Genomic DNA, 16876 nt, shown 5'->3' on the forward strand with positions numbered 1-16876 from the left:
ATCTGCGTTCCTTCCGGCAGAAATACCCTGTTATAAGAGAGCTTCATGACGCGTCCAGGATTATAAGTAACGCATTATTTTTCCCTCTCCCCTTTGGGGTGAGGGGCGCTTTTACATCTCGCAGTAGCGCAGAAAACGCTGCAGCGAACTGGACAGGTGTTTCTGACGATGGTGGATGCACCACAGCGTGCGCACCAGTTTTGGCAGCGGAACGGGGATTTCCACCAGCGATCCGGTCTCCAGCTGTTCGGCAATCACCCGCCGGGAAAGACAGCTGATGCCCAGGCCATGACGCACCGCGTGCTTAATCGCCTCTGAGTTTCCCAGCTCCATTCCCAGTTGGAAATGCGGCAGATGCGACAGCAGCAGGTAGTCGACAATCTCACGCGTGCCGGAACCCTGCTCGCGGAGGATCCACTGCGCCTGCGCCAGCCGCTCCAGCGTCACCTCGCCCTGCAATAACGACGCGGCCGGAGACGCAAACACCACCAGCTCATCCTCCAGCCAGGGCTCGGCAATGATATCGACGTTGTGGCAAGGACCTTCGATAAGTCCGATATCCACGCGGAAATCAATCACCGCGTTGATCACGTCCTGGCTGTTACCCACGCTCATCTCAAGCGGCAGGGTCGGGAAATCCCGGCGGTAGCGGGCAATCACTTCCGGCAGGATGTAGTTGCCGATGGTGCTGCTGGCAAATACGCGGATCGCGCCGTTGTCCTCGCGGAACAGCTGCTCGATTTCAATAGCCTGCTCCAGCAGGGCCAGCGCGCGCGGGTAAAGCAGGCGGCCATGTTCGTTGACCACCAGTCGCTTCCCTACCCTGTCAAACAGCTGGACGCCCAGCTGGCCTTCGAGGTCGGTCAACGCCGCGCTGACGGCAGACTGCGAGAGCGCCAGCATTTGTGACGCCTGGGTCGTCGAGCCGCTTTTCAGCACCTCGGCAAACACTTCCAGCTGACGCAATGTAATGTGCATGGTTGCTTACCACTTATAAAGATTGATTATAAATATATAATCAATTTTATTTTTAAGCCAGCGCGCCGTAACCTTTAGCCAGACAAAGGAGAAGGTTATGTCAGAAATCACCTTACAACATCATCGTACAGTGTGGCACTTCGTGCCCGGCCTTGCGCTCAGCGCCGTCGTCACCGGCGTGGCCTTATGGGGCGGCAGTATTCCGGCAGTGGCCGGTGCAGGGTTCAGCGCGTTAACGCTGGCCATTTTGCTCGGCATGGTGGTCGGGAACACCGTTTACCCCCATATCTGGAAATCCTGCGACGGCGGCGTGATTTTCGCCAAGCAGCATTTATTACGTCTCGGGATTATCCTTTACGGCTTCCGTCTCACCTTTTCGCAGATTGCGGACGTGGGCGTCAGCGGGATTGCCATTGACGTCCTGACGCTGACCAGCACCTTTTTACTGGCGTGCTTTATTGGTCAGAAAGTGTTTGACCTGGATAAGCAAACCAGCTGGTTAATCGGCGCAGGCAGCAGCATCTGCGGCGCGGCGGCAGTGCTGGCAACAGAACCCGTCGTTAAAGCCGAAGCCAGTAAAGTGACGGTGGCGGTCGCGACGGTGGTTATCTTCGGTACGCTGGCGATCTTCCTGTATCCGGCCATGTACCCGCTGGTGGCGCACTGGTTTAGCCCGGAAACCTACGGAATCTATATTGGCTCAACCATGCACGAAGTGGCGCAGGTGGTGGCGGCAGGTCACGCCATTAACCCGGAAGCGGAAAACGCGGCGGTCATTGCCAAAATGCTGCGCGTGATGATGCTGGCCCCGTTCCTGATTTTCCTCGCGGCCCGTGTTAAACAGCTGGCACCGGCTGGCGGCAGCGAGAAGAGCAAAATCACCATTCCGTGGTTTGCGATCCTGTTCATCGTGGTCGCTATCTTTAACTCCTTCCACCTGCTGCCAAAAGCGGTAGTGGAGATGCTGGTGACGCTGGATACGGTGTTGCTGGCGATGGCGATGGCGGCGCTGGGGGTGACCACGCACGTCAGCGCGCTGAAAAAAGCCGGTGCAAAGCCGCTGCTGATGGCGCTGGTGCTCTTCATCTGGCTGATTGTTGGCGGCGGTGCGATTAACCTCGCCGTGCACAGCCTGATGGCATAAACCATCTCGTCCTTCTCCTGTTAACCCGCTATCATAAGCGTTTCGGGTTAACAGGAGTTTTTTTATGAAATACGTTGGAGCGCACGTCAGCGCTGCAGGTGGCCTGGCGAATGCAGCCATTCGCGCCGCCGAAATCGAGGCGACCGCTTTCGCCCTGTTCACCAAAAACCAGCGCCAGTGGCGCGCCGCGCCGCTCACCGCTGAGGTCATTGACGATTTCAAAGCCGCCTGTGAAAAATACCATTACGGGCCGGGCCAGATCCTTCCTCACGACAGCTATCTGATTAACCTCGGGCATCCGGTGCAGGAAGCGCTGGATAAGTCCCGCGAGGCGTTCCTTGATGAAGTGCAGCGCTGCGAACAGCTCGGGCTGACGCTGCTGAACTTCCATCCGGGTAGTCATCTGATGCAGATTGATGAAGATGCCTGTCTGGCGCGCATTGCCGAATCCATCAACATGACGCTGGATAAAACCAAAGGCGTCACCGCAGTGATTGAAAACACCGCTGGTCAGGGCAGCAACCTCGGCTTTAGGTTTGAACATCTGGCGGCAATCATTGACGGCGTGGAAGATAAGTCTCGCGTGGGCGTGTGCATTGATACCTGCCACGCGTTTGCCGCCGGGTATGACCTGCGCACAACCGAGGCCACGAAAAATACTTTCGAGGAGTTCGAGCGCGTTGTTGGCTTTAAATATCTTCGCGGTATGCACCTGAACGATGCGAAAAGCGCGTTCGGCAGCCGCGTTGACCGCCACCACAGCCTGGGAGAAGGCAATATCGGTCACGATGCCTTCCGCTTTATTATGCAGGACGCCCGCTTCGACGGTATTCCGATGGTGCTGGAAACCATCAATCCGGATATCTGGGCGGAAGAGATTGCCTGGCTGAAGGCACAGCAAACCGCAGAACAGGCGGCATAAAAAAAGCCGGGTTGCATTAGCACCCGGCTTTTTTATTGCTTACTGCTTACGCTGCTTTTGCCACAACTTCCGCTTCCGGACGTTTCAGCACCGCGTAAGACAGGCCTGCCACCAGCGTACCGGCAACAATCGCCAGCAGATAACCCAGTACCGGGGTGATGGCGCCAGGGATCAGCAGGACGAACAGACCGCCGTGCGGCGCCATCAGCTTCGCGCCAATCGCCATGGAGATGGCGCCCGTTACCGCGCCGCCGACGATACAGCACGGCAGAACACGCATTGGGTCACGCGCCGCGAACGGAATCGCACCTTCGGTGATGAAGCACAGGCCCAGCACCAGCGCCGCTTTACCGCCTTCCTGCTGCGCTTTGTCGAACTTACGACGGGCAATAATCGTCGCCAGGCCAAGCGCCAGCGGTGGCACCATACCGGCCGCCATGATCGCCGCCATCGGCGCGTAAGTCTGGGTACTCAGCAGGCCAACGCCAAAGGCGTATGCCGCTTTGTTCACCGGGCCACCCATGTCGGTACACATCATGCCGCCGAGGATTGCGCCCAGCAGCACCGCGTTCGCAGTGCCCATGGTTTGCAGCCAGTGGGTCAGGCCCGCCAGGATACCCGCAACCGGCTTACCAATCAGGTAGATCATCGCCAGACCGACCACCAGGCTGGAGATGAGCGGAATGATCAGGATTGGCTTCAGCGCCTCCATACTCTGCGGCAGCTTCAGCTTCGAGCTAATCAGCTTCGCGACGTAACCCGCGAGGAAACCGGCGATGATACCGCCAATAAAGCCGGAGCCGGTGCTCACCGCCAGCATACCGCCGATAAGACCCGGGGTCAGACCCGGACGGTCAGCAATGGAGAAGGCGATAAAGCCCGCCAGCACCGGCACCATCAGCGCGAACGCTGAACCGCCGCCGATCTGCATCAGCGCAGCCGCAAGCGTCCCTTCTTCTTTAAATGCCGTAATACCAAACGCGAACGACAGTGCGATACACAGGCCGCCCGCAACCACCATCGGTAGCATGTAGGACACGCCGGTCAGCAGGTGACGGTATGCGCCCGCAGACTCTTTTTTCCCTTCGGTCGGCGTTTTTGCTGCGCCGGTGGCCTGATACGGTTTGGCTTCTGCCAGGGCCTTATCAAACTCCTGCGCGGTCTTTTTCAGCGCCAGGCCGGTAGAGGTGCGGTACATCGGTTTGCCGGCAAATTTCGCCAGATCCACTTCGATATCTGCCGCCACAATCACCAGATCGGCCTCAGCGACCTCTTCCGGCGTAATGGCATTGCCCGCCCCCACGGAGCCACGGGTTTCAACCTTCACCCACCAGCCGCGTTTTTTCGCTTCGGTTTCAATGGCTTCAGCCGCCATAAAGGTGTGCGCCACGCCCGTCGGGCAGGCCGTGACCGCGACAACGCGTTTCGGACCCGAGGCCGCAGCAGGAGCCGCCGCGACAGGCGCGCTGTAGACGGTCGCGTGACCTTTCGCTTCGCTCAGGAACAGTTCCGGGTGTGCCACCGCGCGATTAATATCGCCCAGCCACACTTTTTTGCCGTTCAGCGCGCTGTCAGCGGGAATTTTATCGCCCAGGACAATCGCCAGTTCGGCATCGCCTGGGTTATCAATGATGTCCAGGTGTGCTTTTTGTGCCGCCGCGCCCAGCAGGGTCTTCGCCATGTAGGCGCGAGCCTGTCCGAGACCGGAGTCAATGATCAGCAGCGTTTTCATTATTCCTCTCCTGCTGTTAGTTAAAAGGTTTTAAGTCAACGCGCGCCATCATCGCGGCTAACTGGGTACGATCGGTAATACCGACATTGCTCTGGCTCACGGCCAGGGCTGCAACGGCGGTGGCAAGACGTAACGTATGTTCACTGGATTCACGCATCAGCAGGCCGTAAATCAGGCCGCCAACCATAGAATCCCCTGCGCCAACGGTGCTCACCACTTCCATTGACGGCGGTTTGGCAATCCATTCACCTGAAGCGTTAACCCATAACGCCCCTTCTGCACCCAGCGAGATCACCACGTGAGCAATACCCTGCTCGCGCAGCGCATGGGCGGCCTCAATCACATCTTTTAATTCCGGCAGCTTACGGCCTGCCCAGATCTCCAGCTCGCGGCGGTTTGGCTTCACCAGCCACGGAGAGGCTTTCAGACCCGCCACCAGCGCATCGCGGCTGCTGTCGAAGATAATGCACGGGCACTGGCTGCGCAGGCGCGTCATCCAGTCGGTAAACGCTTCCGGGCTGACGCCGGACGGCAGGCTGCCGCTGACGCACACCATGTCGAACTGGCCCAGCCAGGTCAGGGAGTCGGTCACAAAGCGCTCCCAGTCAGCTGGCGTCACTTCGAAACCGGAGAAGTTAAGATCGGTCACTTCGCCGTCTTTTTCCGTCAGCTTAACGTTGATGCGGGTACGGCCCTGCACAACCTGGAAACGGTTGGCAATGCCCAGCTCGCTGAACAGCTGCTGGAAGCCATCCTGGTTATCTTTACCGAGGAATCCGCCTACGGTGACGTCGATACCGAGATCCTTGAGCACCTTCGCGACGTTAATCCCTTTGCCCGCAGCATGCAGGCCAGTGGTACGCACGAGGTTAACTTCGCCGCGCTCAATTTCCGGGCAAAACCCCACCAGGTCATAAGCCGGGTTCAGCGTAATAGTCGCAACACGTCTGCTCATTATGCGCCCTCCCCCAGACCTGCCGCGATGGCGTCGCCAATTGCTTTCAGCGCCTGTTCAGCATCTGCGCCCTGCGCGGTGAAGCGCAGGCGATGGCCTTTCTTCACGCCCAGCGCGACGACTTTCATCAGGCTACGGCCGTTGGCCGGTTTGCCCGAACCATCCAGGTTGGTCACGGTAATCTCGCTTTCAAATTGTTTAATGGTGTTGACCAGCATGGTGCCCGGACGGGCATGCAGGCCGTGTTCGTTACGCACCACGAACTCGGCGTTCAGCACGTCGTCCGTTAGCGCGTCGTCGCTGGTCAGCAGCGCCAGCACGGTCGCCGCATCAGCGTTCAGCAGTTTTTCAGCTTTATTGTTCAGCAGCAGATCGCCCAGACGCTTCAGCACCGAAACCGGCTGCTCATCGTTCATCGCCACAGTCACCAGCATGGCTGCTGTCTCGCCCTCAACGTCGAACGCGGTGGCGGCGCGGCTCACTGCAATTGCGCTGCGCAGGTTGCCTTCAGCGCTGTCGTTCAGCCAGATGCCCTGGCCGAGATTCAGCGGTTTATCGTTAATCACGCGCGTCACAAAGGTGGCATCAGCGGCACCCGCTTCTTTCAGGCGACCCGCGTTCAGCGCCTGCAGCGTGACCAGATCGGAGGCCACAACATCCAGCGTCAGCGTGTCGTTATCCAGTTTCAGCGCTTCACTCTGTTTTTCGCCCATCAGCAACGCCCGCAGCTCTTCAGCGGTTGTTGCAGACTTCAGCTGTTCAGCCACGGAGTCATCGCTCAGGACATGCGTCAGCTGACGCAGCAGGCCTAAGTGTTCGTCGCTGCTCGCCGCGATACCGATAGCAACATAAGCCACCTGGCCGTCGCCCCAGAGCACGCCCTGCGGGAACTGATAGACCTTAACGCCGGTTTTCAGCACCTGGTCGCGGGTGTCAGTTGTGCCGTGCGGAATGGCAATGCCATTGCCGAGGAAGGTGGAGGTCTGCTGCTCGCGCGCCAGCATACCGTTTACGTAGCCGTCCGCGACGTTACCCGCCTGCACAAGGGCAGCGGCAACCTGACGAATAGCCTCTTCTTTATCCCCGGCCTGAGCGCCCGGGTGAATATCCTGAACAGATAACTGGAACATGGTTCTCCTCTCCTGCTGAAATTGAATCGTTTCAGCTTACATGAGAAAAAATGCGCTAGCCTGCTCCGTTTGTTAAAACAAGATAGCGCTGAAACGTTTCAAAAAGTCTTGCGCTTTCTGCAATGGCTTGCAAGAAATGTCGTATTTCCGATATCAGAATTTAGAGATACTGCACATTTCTTCTGCGTTCAGCTAAATTTTGCTGAACTTCAGCAAACCAGTTTCAGCTAAGTTCAGCCAGGTGGGGAGTAAGTTGAAATGCCATTTTGATTTTTCGTGGGGTAATTGACTTCACCCACTGTTTATTTTTTAACTGACGGCGTAAACTCCGCCCCTCTCTGTTACTCGCTAATTATAAAACATGCATAACACCCCTGCGGCCACCGCGCCGAAGCCCTTTGATTTGACGTCAACGGCGTTCCTGATTGTTGCCTTCTTTACGGGCATCGCCGGTGCGTTGCAAACCCCGACGCTGAGCCTGTTCCTGACCAACGAAGTTCACGCCCGTCCGGCGATGGTTGGCTTCTTTTTTACCGGAAGCGCCATCATCGGCATTCTCGTCAGCCAGTTTCTCGCCGGTCGTTCCGACCGCAAAGGCGATCGTAAAAGCCTGATCGTTTTCTGCTGTCTGCTGGGGGTGCTGGCCTGCGTCCTGTTTGCCTGGAACCGTAACTATTTCATTCTGCTGTTCATCGGCGTTTTTCTGAGCAGCTTTGGCTCAACCGCCAACCCGCAGCTGTTTGCCCTTGCCCGCGAACATGCCGACCATACCGGGCGGGAAGCGGTGATGTTCAGCTCGATATTGCGCGCTCAGGTGTCGCTGGCATGGGTAATTGGCCCGCCGCTGGCCTACGCGCTGGCGATGGGGTTTGGCTTTACGGTGATGTACCTGAGCGCGGCGGTCGCGTTTGTGGCGTGCGGGGCAATGGTATGGTTTTTTCTGCCGTCAATGCGCAAAGAGCCCAAAGTGGCAACGGGCGTGCTGGAAGCGCCGCGTCGTAACCGCCGCGATGCCCTGCTCCTGTTTGTTATCTGCACGCTGATGTGGGGCACCAACAGCCTGTATATCATTAACATGCCGCTGTTTATTATTGATGAGCTACACCTGCCGGAGAAGCTGGCCGGCATTATGATGGGCACCGCCGCGGGTCTTGAGATCCCGACCATGCTGATTGCAGGCTATTATGCGAGGCGTTTTGGAAAGCGTTTTTTAATGCGCATCGCGGCCGTCGCCGGGCTGCTATTCTACGTTGGCATGCTGACGGTCCATACGCCAGCCCTGCTTCTTGCTTTACAGCTGCTGAACGCCGTGTATATCGGCATCCTGGCGGGGATTGGCATGCTCTACTTCCAGGATCTGATGCCGGGGCAGGCAGGTGCCGCCACCACCCTTTATACTAATACCACCCGCGTGGGCTGGATTATTGCGGGCTCGATGGCCGGTATCGTTGCCGAGATCTGGAACTACCACACGGTGTTCTGGATTGCGCTGGTGATGTGTACGCTGACGATTGGCTGTCTGGCGAGGATCAAAGACGTTTAAGGCGCAGTGAGCGCTTCCAGCTCCAGCAGCCATGTCATTGCCTGCGCGCGCGTGCTGCCGCACATTTCAGCTGATGGCTGAAGCCCGGAACAGACCTTCGGGCGCAGGGGAGACTCAAATATCATACACAGGTTGGATTCAGAGAGCTGAACGCAGCGGGTATTGGCGGGCTTGCCTTCAGGCATGCCTGGAATGGGGCTTGAAATGGACGGAGCGGTACAGCACGCGCCGCAATCTGGACGACAATCCATACATGCTCTCTCGGTGGCGAACACCCGTACAGTCGGGCATCGGGCGCACAGTAACACCTTTTGCGTATTGATAGCAAAAGCCACGATTTCCACTTGCCTGAAAGGCCGCGCGCGAGTAATTTGGCGCGATATTTTTTACCTCCCGTAGACAGGATTACTGCAATGCCAAGAGCGAACGAAATTAAGAAAGGTATGGTACTGAATTACAACGGCAAATTGCTGATTGTGAAAGACATCGACATTCAGGCACCAAGCGCCCGTGGTGCAGCGACGCTGTACAAAATGCGTTTCGCCGATGTGCGTACCGGCCTGAAGGTGGAAGAACGTTTTAAAGGTGACGATATCGTTGATACCGTGACTCTGACCCGCCGCTACGTTGATTTCTCATACATCGACGGCAACGAATACGTGTTCATGGATAAAGAAGATTACACCCCGTACATCTTCACCAAAGATCAGATCGAAGAAGAGCTGCTGTTCATTCCTGAAGGCGGTATGCCAGACATGCAGGTACTGACCTGGGACGGCGTGCTGCTGGCGCTTGAACTGCCGCAGACCGTGGATCTGGAAATCGTTGAAACCGCGCCGGGCATTAAAGGCGCGTCAGCAAGTGCGCGCAACAAACCAGCGACCCTGACCACCGGGCTGGTTGTGCAGGTGCCGGAATATCTCTCCGCTGGCGAGAAGATCCGCATCCATATTGAAGAAAAACGCTATATGGGTCGTGCTGACTGATTATGGCATTTGTCGGGTGGCGGCTTCGCCACCCGACAATTCCGGTTACAGAAGCTCCGGATATTTCGTCATTTTGAGCGCCAGCTCGACCCCTCGCACTTCCGCCATCCCCTTCAGGCGGCCAATCGCCGAATAGCCCGGGTTGGTTTTCTTACGCAGATCGTCCAGCATCTGGTGTCCGTGATCCGGACGGAACGGAATAGGACGCACATCGCCCGCCTGCTTGCGACGCGCCTCTTCAGCCAGAATAGCGTCCACCACCGCCACCATATTCACATCACCGCCAAGGTGCGCCGCCTCATGGAAGGTTTTTGGGTTCTCTTCACGGCAGGTCGCACGCAGATGCGTAAAGTGAATGCGATCGCCAAAGGTTTCTATCATCCGCACGAGGTCATTATCAGCGCGCACGCCGTAGGAGCCGGTACACATGGTAAAGCCGTTATAGATGCTGTCGACCGTCTCTTTCAGCCATTGCATATCTTCAATCGTAGACACGATACGCGGCAGGCCGAGGATAGGACGCGGCGGATCGTCCGGGTGTACCGCCAGACGCACGCCGGCTTCTTCCGCAACCGGAACGATAGCGCGCAGGAAATACGCCATGTTTTCACGCAGCTGCTGCTTATCAATATTGCCGTATTCCGCCAGACGCGCGCGGAACTGGTCCAGCGTGTACCCCTCTTCCGCACCCGGCAGGCCAGCAATGATATTGCGGGTCAGCTTCTCAACGTCCGCTTCACTGGCGGCATTGAACCATTCAAGGGCCTGCTGCTGCTCTTCAGCGGTGTAATCCGCTTCGGCGCCCGGGCGTTTCAGAATGTGCAGCTCAAACGCCGCAAAGGCAATCTGGTCAAAACGCAGCGCTTTCGAGCCGTCCGGCATCTGATATTCCAGGTCGGTACGCGTCCAGTCCAGAATCGGCATGAAGTTATAGCAGACCGTATCAATGCCGCAGGCCGCCAGGTTGCGAATGCTCTGCTGATAGTTTGCAATCCAGGTCCGGTATTCCCCGGAATGGGTTTTGATATCTTCGTGAACCGGAATGCTTTCTACCACAGACCAGGTTAACCCCTTCTCCGCCAGCAGCGCCTGACGCTGTTGAATCTCCTCAACTGGCCATACCTGGCCGTTAGGAATGTGATGCAGCGCCGTGACGACACCCGTTGCGCCAGCCTGACGCACATCATCAAGAGAAACCGGATCGTTCGGCCCGTACCAACGCCAGGTTTGTTCCATTGCCTCATCCTCTCAAGTTGTTATACCAATATGGGTTACTGCAATGACGACTACCATACATGTTTACTGTGAAGGGTCAACACGCCGCCACACATTGATTGATCAAACTCACAGAACGGGGATATTTACGGCTTACCAATTTTATTTGCTGTCATATAACTTTAGACTGGCATTGTTAATTAATGGTTAATCAGGTGTGTATTTCATGAAGACAATTGCCTCAACCGCCCTTCCAGCCCAGGTTCAACAACCGCGCTACGATCGTCATCAACTGCGCTCCCGCATCGTCCATTTCGGCTTCGGTGCGTTTCACCGCGCGCATCAGGCATTGTTAACAAACCGGGTGCTGAATGAAAAAGGCGGCGACTGGGGAATTTGTGAGATTAGCCTGTTCAGCGGCGACATGCTGATGAGCCAGCTGCGCGCGCAGGATCACCTGTTTACCGTGCTGGAGAAAGGTGCTGAAGGAAATCAGCCGATTATTGTCGGGGCCGTACATGAATGCCTGAATGCAAAGCTGGACTCTCTACCCGCGATAATAGAGAAGTTTTGCGAGCCGCAGGTGGCGATTGTGTCGCTCACCATTACGGAGAAAGGCTACTGCATCGATCCCGCGACCGGTAAGCTGGATTTACAAAACGCCCGGATCGTCCACGATCTGGAAAATCCCGCTGAGCCGCATTCCGCGCCGGGGATCCTGGTCGAAGCCCTTAATCGCCGCCGCGAGCGCGGCTTGCCTGCGTTTACCGTGCTTTCCTGCGACAACATTCCGGACAACGGCCACGTGGTGAAAAATGCGGTGCTTGGCATGGCGCAAAAGCGCTCCCCGGCGCTGGCGGAGTGGATCGAGGGCCACGTGAGTTTTCCGGGAACGATGGTCGACAGAATTGTTCCCGCCGCGACGGAGGCCTCGCTTGCGGAGATCGCCGACGCGCTCGGCGTTGACGATCCGTGCGCCATAAGCTGCGAGCCGTTTATTCAGTGGGTAGTGGAAGATAATTTTGTCGCCGGGCGTCCTGAGTGGGAAGTGGCGGGCGTTCAGATGGTGCAGGACGTTCTGCCCTGGGAGCAGATGAAATTACGCATGCTTAACGGCAGCCACTCTTTCCTGGCGTATCTGGGGTATCTCGCCGGGTACGCGCATATTAATGAATGCATGGAGGACGCCACCTTCCGCGAAGCCGCCCGGCGGCTAATGCTGGATGAACAGGCGCCTACGCTGCGTATAAAGGATGTCGACCTGACTGCCTATGCCGACAGCCTGATTGATCGCTTTGCTAACCCGGCGCTGCAGCACCGTACCTGGCAAATCGCGATGGACGGTAGCCAGAAGCTGCCGCAGCGAATGCTGGATGGCATCCGCGTCCACCTTGAGCGTAAAACGGAATGGCCGCTGCTGGCGCTGGGCGTCGCTGGCTGGATACGCTACGTCAGCGGGTTCGACGAACGCGGCAACGCGATTGACGTTCGCGATCCCCTCAGCGATAAAATCCGCACGATTGTCGAGGCCAGCAGCGACGCCGACCGCGTCAATGCGCTGCTGGGGCTGAGCGAGGTCTTCGGTCACGATCTCGCGCAAAATAGCGTTTTCGCTGAGGCTGTCAGCCAGGCGTACCAGCGCATCACCCGCCGTGGCGCACGCCAGGCTGTTATTGAAACGTTAAATCTTTAGCGATTATTGCGCTTAATGCGAACGGACATTGCCTCCGTTCGCCCTCCCCCTTCTCATTGCGCCCGTTTTTCGCCAGGATAAGAGCATAGTGTTATAGCATCACAATTCTCTTGCGGAGCGCACGTGACCAAAACCAACCTCATCACCGGTTTTCTCGGCAGCGGTAAAACCACCTCTATTCTTCATCTGCTGGCGAATAAAGATCCCGCCGAGAAATGGGCCGTGCTGGTCAATGAATTCGGCGAAGTGGGCATTGATGGCGCGTTGCTATCATCCAGCGGCGCAATGATTAAAGAGATCCCCGGCGGATGCATGTGCTGCGTAAACGGCTTACCGATGCAGGTAGGCCTCAATACGCTGCTGCGTCAGGGCAAACCGGACCGCCTGCTGATTGAACCTACCGGTCTGGGCCACCCGAAGCAGATCCTCGATTTACTGACCGCCCCGGTTTACGAGCCGTGGATCGATCTTCGCGCCACGCTGTGCCTGCTCGATCCGCGTCAGCTTCTGGATGAAAAAGCGGTGGCCAATGAGAACTTTCGCGATCAGCTCGCCGCAGCAGACGTTATTGTCGCCAATAAAGAAGATCGCGCCACGGCGGAAAGCCGGGCCGCGCTGGACGCGTGGTGGCAGCATTTCGGCGGCAATCGGACGCGGGTGCAGGCCACTCAGGGGAATATTGATAGCGCCCTGCTGGATCTTCCCCGCCTGAACCTGGCGCAACTCCCGGTCAGCGCAGAGCATGCGCATCACCATTCTGCGAAGCAGGGTCTGGCCGCGCTTAGCCTGCCGGAACACCAGCGCTGGCGTCGTAACCTTAACAGCGGTCAGGGGTATCAGGCCTGCGGATGGATTTTCGATGCCGACACCGTATTCGACACCATTGGCATCCTTGAGTGGGCCAGGCTTGCGCCGGTCGACCGCGTGAAAGGGATCATGCGCACGCCAGACGGGCTGGTGCGGATCAACCGCCAGGGCGACGATTTCTTTATCGAAACGCAAAACGTCGCGCCACCTGACAGCCGAATAGAGTTAATTAGTGCGGTTAACGCCGACTGGAATGCCCTGCAGTCCAGCCTGTTGAAGCTTCGTTTAAGTTCGGGCGGCTAACGTTGCCCCAGTTTTCACTCAATGCAGAACGTTATGACGACTCGAATTCCCCAGATACTACTGCTTAATGTCGCCGGTCTGGCGCTCTTTTTCTCCTGGTATATCCCGGTGAATCACGGTTTCTGGTTCCCGCTGGATTCATCCCTGTTTCATTTCTTCAACCAGGGGCTGGTGAAGAGTGACGCCTTTCTGTGGCTGGTGGCAATTACCAATAACCGCGCCTTCGACGGCTTTTCCCTGCTGGCCATGGGCTGCCTGATGCTCTCTTTCTGGCTCAAAGAGGATGACACGGGGCGTCGCCGCATCCTGATTATCGGACTGGTGATGCTTCTGGCTGCGGTGATCATTAATCAGCTGGCGCAACATCTGATGCCGGTAAAACGTGCAAGTCCTTCGCTCTCTTTCCCGAATATTTATCGCGTGAGTGAACTGCTGCATATTCCAACAAAAGATGCCTCGAAGGACAGTTTCCCGGGCGATCACGGCATGATGCTGCTTATTTTTTCTGGGTTCATGCTGCGCTATTTCGGTAAGAAGGCGTTCGCAATCGCCCTGCTTATTGTGGTGATATTTGCCTTCCCGCGCGTGATGATTGGCGCGCACTGGCTGACGGATATTGTCGTGGGTTCCCTTTCCGCGGTGCTGATTGGTCTGCCGTGGGTTCTGATGACGCCTTTGAGCGATCGCCTAATTACCCTTTTCGATCGCTATCTTCCGCGTAGAAAGCAACAAAAATTGAACAAATAATTACCGTTTTTTAACGTAAACTATCGGGGATCATCACGATCCCTGATAATGCCCTTCCCGCGATCTTTCTGCGCTGTCATATTCTTGTCATCACATTCGTGATAAAAATGAAGCAATTGCACGATTACGCGGCGGATCTGCCGCTATTTTGTGCAATGACAAATTTTTACTTTCTGTATCACAATTTCTTATAAAAAAAAGGCTCTTTTTACTCGCAATAGCCCTGGCAATCGGTTAATCTCGAACTCGTTTTGCCCCATGGAGATAATTATTTCGATGGTGAATAATTTTGTGCGCTGCACCACAAATGTCACCAGAAACAATTGTCTCAATGTGAACAGATAATTAGTCTCGTCACGTTTGGCATTTTTATAACGATATTTGTCGTTAAGGACTTCAAGGGAAAATAAACAAAATGGTCAAATCTCAACCGTTTCTGAGATATATCTTACGGGGGATCCCGGCGATAGCAGTCGCGGTACTGTTATCTGCATGTAGTACATCGAACACCGCAAAGAATATGCATCCTGAGACGCGTGTTGTGGGAATGGAAGATTCCTCTTCACTGCAAGCCTCTCAGGATGAATTTGAAAATATGGTACGTAATCTGGACGTGAAGTCCCGCATTATGGACCAGTATGCTGACTGGAAAGGCGTGCGTTACCGTCTTGGCGGCAGCACTAAAAAAGGCATTGATTGTTCCGGCTTTGTACAGCGTACCTTCCGCGAGCAATTTGGGTTAGATCTTCCGCGTTCGACCTACGAACAGCAGGAGATGGGCAAGTCGATTTCACGTACCAAACTGCGCACCGGCGATTTAGTGCTGTTCCGTGCAGGTTCTACTGGTCGACATGTGGGCATCTACATTGGTAATGACCAGTTTGTACATGCCTCCACCAGCAGCGGTGTGACCATTTCCAGCATGAATGAACCGTACTGGAAGAAGCGCTACAACGAAGCGCGCCGCGTACTGACCCGCAGTTAATATGATAATTGTATCGTTGGTTATCCCTTGGCTGGCGATACAATAAAAAAAAGCACTGCTTCGGCGGTGTTTTTTTTTGCCCGTTACAATGAATACAATCAGCGGCAATTCAGGAACCACGACGTTTATGCTCACCCGCTACTTCTCCAGTCAAAGAAAGATACTGATCCTCAGCATTATTACCGGCCTGGTCGCAGCCCTGCTCCTGGGTTCATTGCAGTTTTTCTGGAGCTACCACAAGCGGGAAGTCCGGTTCGATACGCTGATTAAGGACGTGCGCATCTACATGGAGAACTATTTCGAGGAGCTGAAAACCTCTATCGATGTGCTCCAGCCGCTCACGCTAAATAATTGCCAGGACGTTAACGCGCAGCTTACCTCGCGTGCAGCCTTCAGCATCAACGTGCGCGCCTTCCTGCTGGTCAGAAACAAACTGGCCTTCTGCTCGTCAGCCACAGGGCCAATGAATACCCCGATGGAGGAGCTGATACCCGAACTGCACATCAACAAGCCGCTTGATATCGCACTTCTGCCCGGCACGCCCATGCTGCCCCATAGACCTGCCATTGCCATCTGGTATCGTAATCCTTTAGTAAAAGACGGCGGCGTGTTCACCTCTGTGAATCTCAACCTGACGCCGTACCTGCTTTATACCGCACGCCAGGACGAGTTTGCCGGCATCGCGATTATCATCGGCGACAAGGCATTATCCACCTCGTCGAGCAACATTGTCAGGGCGAGTGATTTACATCAAACGCCAGCGCGAACCGCGACGCTCAAAGAAGTCCCTCTGACCATCAAACTGTACGCCAGGGAGTGGACAAGCGCGGAGATCCTTTTTGCCCTGTTCTTCGGGCTATTATGCGGCATTGCGGCTGGGTCGCTTAACTTCTATATCCTCACCCTGCGTCTCAACCCGGGTAAAGAAATTTTAAGCGCCATCAAGCGTGGTCAGTTTTATGTGGTCTATCAGCCCGTCGTCGATGCCAAATCGCTCAGGATGACCGGGCTTGAAGTCCTGATGCGCTGGAAACACCCGACAATGGGAGAAATTCCGCCGGACGCGTTTATTAATTTTGCCGAAGCGCAGAAGCTGATTGTCCCGCTGACGCTGCATCTCTTTGATCTTATCATTCACGACGCTCCTGTATTACAAACGCTGTTACCTCCGGGCGCAAAGGTGGGCATCAACATTGCGCCGGGTCATCTGCATGCGGAAAGCTTCAAAGACGATATGCGCACCTTCAAAGCGTTACTGCCGCCGGATTATTTCCAGATCGTGCTGGAAATTACCGAGCGCGATATGCTTAACCATCGGGAAGCTAACAGCCTCTTCGAATGGCTGCATAACGAAGGGTTTGAAATTGCCATCGACGATTTCGGCACCGGCCACAGCGCGCTGATTTATCTTGAACATTTCACCATGGACTACCTGAAAATCGACCGTGGTTTTGTCAACGCCATTGGCACAGAAACCGTCACCTCCCCGGTGCTGGATGCCGTACTGACGCTGGCAAGACGACTCAATATGTCGACCGTTGCGGAAGGGGTGGAAACACCGGAACAGGCGACCTGGCTGCGCGAGCATGGGGTTAATTACCTGCAGGGTTACTGGATTAGCCGCCCGATGCCGCTGGAGCAGTTCCGCACGTGGCAAAATACGGTGTCGCCTGACGGGGAATAATTTCACATTGCCTGAGGCGTCACTTATTATTCAGCTTAACTGAGCCGGTCTG

Annotated in this window: 15 protein-coding genes; 9 read left to right on the forward strand and 6 right to left on the reverse strand. The window is 55.9% G+C overall.

The genetic code is table 11. The features are described 5' to 3' along the window. Positions 1-111: 111 nt before the first annotated feature. A complete protein-coding gene (yieE, locus tag IB212_RS15155) occupies positions 112-978 on the reverse strand; it encodes a DNA-binding transcriptional regulator YeiE (RefSeq protein ID WP_041909005.1) in 867 nt (288 codons plus the stop codon). A gap of 97 nt (positions 979-1075) precedes the next feature. Between yieE and IB212_RS15160 the strand changes: the two genes are divergently transcribed. Together IB212_RS15160 and nfo are read left to right on the forward strand one after the other, a co-directional pair. Beyond that, positions 1076-2122, forward strand: a complete 1047-nt coding sequence (locus IB212_RS15160; protein WP_041909004.1) for a YeiH family protein — start codon at positions 1076-1078, stop codon at positions 2120-2122. A 64-nt stretch (positions 2123-2186) separates the two neighbouring features. Then, on the forward strand, positions 2187-3044 hold the full coding sequence (gene nfo, locus IB212_RS15165; RefSeq protein WP_041909003.1) for a deoxyribonuclease IV: 858 nt from the start codon (positions 2187-2189) through the stop codon (positions 3042-3044). Between the two features lie 46 nt (positions 3045-3090). On the opposite strand, the gene fruA is transcribed toward nfo, so the two are convergent. The 3 genes from fruA to fruB are packed head-to-tail and all read right to left on the reverse strand — an operon-like array spanning position 3091 to position 6861. Further along, positions 3091-4776 carry a PTS fructose transporter subunit IIBC gene (gene fruA / locus IB212_RS15170; RefSeq protein ID WP_028013869.1) on the reverse strand — a complete coding sequence of 562 codons (1686 nt, stop codon included), beginning with the start codon at positions 4774-4776 and terminating at the stop codon, positions 3091-3093. A gap of 16 nt (positions 4777-4792) precedes the next feature. Further along, positions 4793-5731, reverse strand: coding sequence for a 1-phosphofructokinase (gene fruK / locus IB212_RS15175; RefSeq protein WP_010433510.1), 939 nt, complete (start codon positions 5729-5731; stop codon positions 4793-4795). Then, on the reverse strand, positions 5731-6861 hold the full coding sequence (gene fruB, locus IB212_RS15180) for a fused PTS fructose transporter subunit IIA/HPr protein (RefSeq protein WP_028013870.1): 1131 nt from the start codon (positions 6859-6861) through the stop codon (positions 5731-5733). The genes fruK and fruB overlap by 1 nt, the downstream gene beginning before the upstream one ends. A 361-nt stretch (positions 6862-7222) precedes the next feature. On the opposite strand from fruB, the gene setB reads away from it, so the two are divergent. After that, positions 7223-8404 carry a sugar efflux transporter SetB gene (setB, locus tag IB212_RS15185; protein WP_041908999.1) on the forward strand — a complete coding sequence of 394 codons (1182 nt, stop codon included), beginning with the start codon at positions 7223-7225 and terminating at the stop codon, positions 8402-8404. Here setB and IB212_RS15190 read toward each other — a convergent pair. Then, positions 8401-8655 (reverse strand): YkgJ family cysteine cluster protein, encoded by a 255-nt coding sequence (locus IB212_RS15190; RefSeq protein ID WP_028013872.1) that lies wholly within the window; start codon positions 8653-8655, stop codon positions 8401-8403. The two genes, setB and IB212_RS15190, sit on opposite strands and share 4 nt — an antisense overlap. Positions 8656-8817: 162 nt before the next feature. On the opposite strand from IB212_RS15190, the gene yeiP reads away from it, so the two are divergent. After that, positions 8818-9390, forward strand: coding sequence for an elongation factor P-like protein YeiP (gene yeiP, locus IB212_RS15195; protein WP_008500940.1), 573 nt, complete (start codon positions 8818-8820; stop codon positions 9388-9390). Between the two features lie 45 nt (positions 9391-9435). Here the strand turns inward: yeiP and uxuA are convergent, their stop codons facing one another. Further along, entirely contained in the window at positions 9436-10626 is a 1191-nt protein-coding gene (uxuA, locus tag IB212_RS15200; RefSeq protein WP_041908997.1) for a mannonate dehydratase, read from the reverse strand. A gap of 205 nt (positions 10627-10831) precedes the next feature. Between uxuA and IB212_RS15205 the strand changes: the two genes are divergently transcribed. From IB212_RS15205 to IB212_RS15225, 5 genes are all read left to right on the forward strand, one after another. Next, positions 10832-12298: a mannitol dehydrogenase family protein gene (locus tag IB212_RS15205; RefSeq protein ID WP_188245685.1), complete on the forward strand. Its 1467-nt coding sequence runs from the start codon at positions 10832-10834 to the stop codon at positions 12296-12298. A 123-nt stretch (positions 12299-12421) separates the two neighbouring features. Beyond that, positions 12422-13408: a GTP-binding protein gene (locus tag IB212_RS15210; RefSeq protein WP_041908992.1), complete on the forward strand. Its 987-nt coding sequence runs from the start codon at positions 12422-12424 to the stop codon at positions 13406-13408. A gap of 33 nt (positions 13409-13441) precedes the next feature. After that, entirely contained in the window at positions 13442-14155 is a 714-nt protein-coding gene (locus IB212_RS15215) for a phosphatase PAP2 family protein (protein WP_028013876.1), read from the forward strand. A 415-nt stretch (positions 14156-14570) separates the two neighbouring features. Continuing rightward, positions 14571-15140, forward strand: a complete 570-nt coding sequence (gene mepS, locus IB212_RS15220; protein WP_028013877.1) for a bifunctional murein DD-endopeptidase/murein LD-carboxypeptidase — start codon at positions 14571-14573, stop codon at positions 15138-15140. Between the two features lie 127 nt (positions 15141-15267). Further along, positions 15268-16824 carry a cyclic di-GMP phosphodiesterase gene (locus IB212_RS15225; RefSeq protein ID WP_188245686.1) on the forward strand — a complete coding sequence of 519 codons (1557 nt, stop codon included), beginning with the start codon at positions 15268-15270 and terminating at the stop codon, positions 16822-16824. The last annotated feature ends 52 nt before the right edge of the window (positions 16825-16876 follow it).

Source organism: Enterobacter sp. E12, from assembly GCF_014596715.2.
Taxonomy (GTDB): domain Bacteria; phylum Pseudomonadota; class Gammaproteobacteria; order Enterobacterales; family Enterobacteriaceae; genus Enterobacter; species Enterobacter bugandensis.

Excerpts from the sequence above, each read along its gene's own strand:
- IB212_RS15225 (WP_188245686.1), top strand. The coding sequence starts at position 15,268 with ATGCTCACCCGCTACTTCTCCAGTCAAAGAAAGATACTGATCCTCAGC.
- fruK (WP_010433510.1), bottom strand. The coding sequence starts at position 5,731 with ATGAGCAGACGTGTTGCGACTATTACGCTGAACCCGGCTTATGACCTG.
- IB212_RS15205 (WP_188245685.1), top strand. The coding sequence starts at position 10,832 with ATGAAGACAATTGCCTCAACCGCCCTTCCAGCCCAGGTTCAACAACCG.
- IB212_RS15215 (WP_028013876.1), top strand. The coding sequence starts at position 13,442 with ATGACGACTCGAATTCCCCAGATACTACTGCTTAATGTCGCCGGTCTG.
- IB212_RS15160 (WP_041909004.1), top strand. The coding sequence starts at position 1,076 with ATGTCAGAAATCACCTTACAACATCATCGTACAGTGTGGCACTTCGTG.
- fruA (WP_028013869.1), bottom strand. The coding sequence starts at position 4,776 with ATGAAAACGCTGCTGATCATTGACTCCGGTCTCGGACAGGCTCGCGCC.
- setB (WP_041908999.1), top strand. The coding sequence starts at position 7,223 with ATGCATAACACCCCTGCGGCCACCGCGCCGAAGCCCTTTGATTTGACG.
- mepS (WP_028013877.1), top strand. The coding sequence starts at position 14,571 with ATGGTCAAATCTCAACCGTTTCTGAGATATATCTTACGGGGGATCCCG.
- yieE (WP_041909005.1), bottom strand. The coding sequence starts at position 978 with ATGCACATTACATTGCGTCAGCTGGAAGTGTTTGCCGAGGTGCTGAAA.
- IB212_RS15190 (WP_028013872.1), bottom strand. The coding sequence starts at position 8,655 with ATGGATTGTCGTCCAGATTGCGGCGCGTGCTGTACCGCTCCGTCCATT.
- uxuA (WP_041908997.1), bottom strand. The coding sequence starts at position 10,626 with ATGGAACAAACCTGGCGTTGGTACGGGCCGAACGATCCGGTTTCTCTT.
- yeiP (WP_008500940.1), top strand. The coding sequence starts at position 8,818 with ATGCCAAGAGCGAACGAAATTAAGAAAGGTATGGTACTGAATTACAAC.
- fruB (WP_028013870.1), bottom strand. The coding sequence starts at position 6,861 with ATGTTCCAGTTATCTGTTCAGGATATTCACCCGGGCGCTCAGGCCGGG.
- nfo (WP_041909003.1), top strand. The coding sequence starts at position 2,187 with ATGAAATACGTTGGAGCGCACGTCAGCGCTGCAGGTGGCCTGGCGAAT.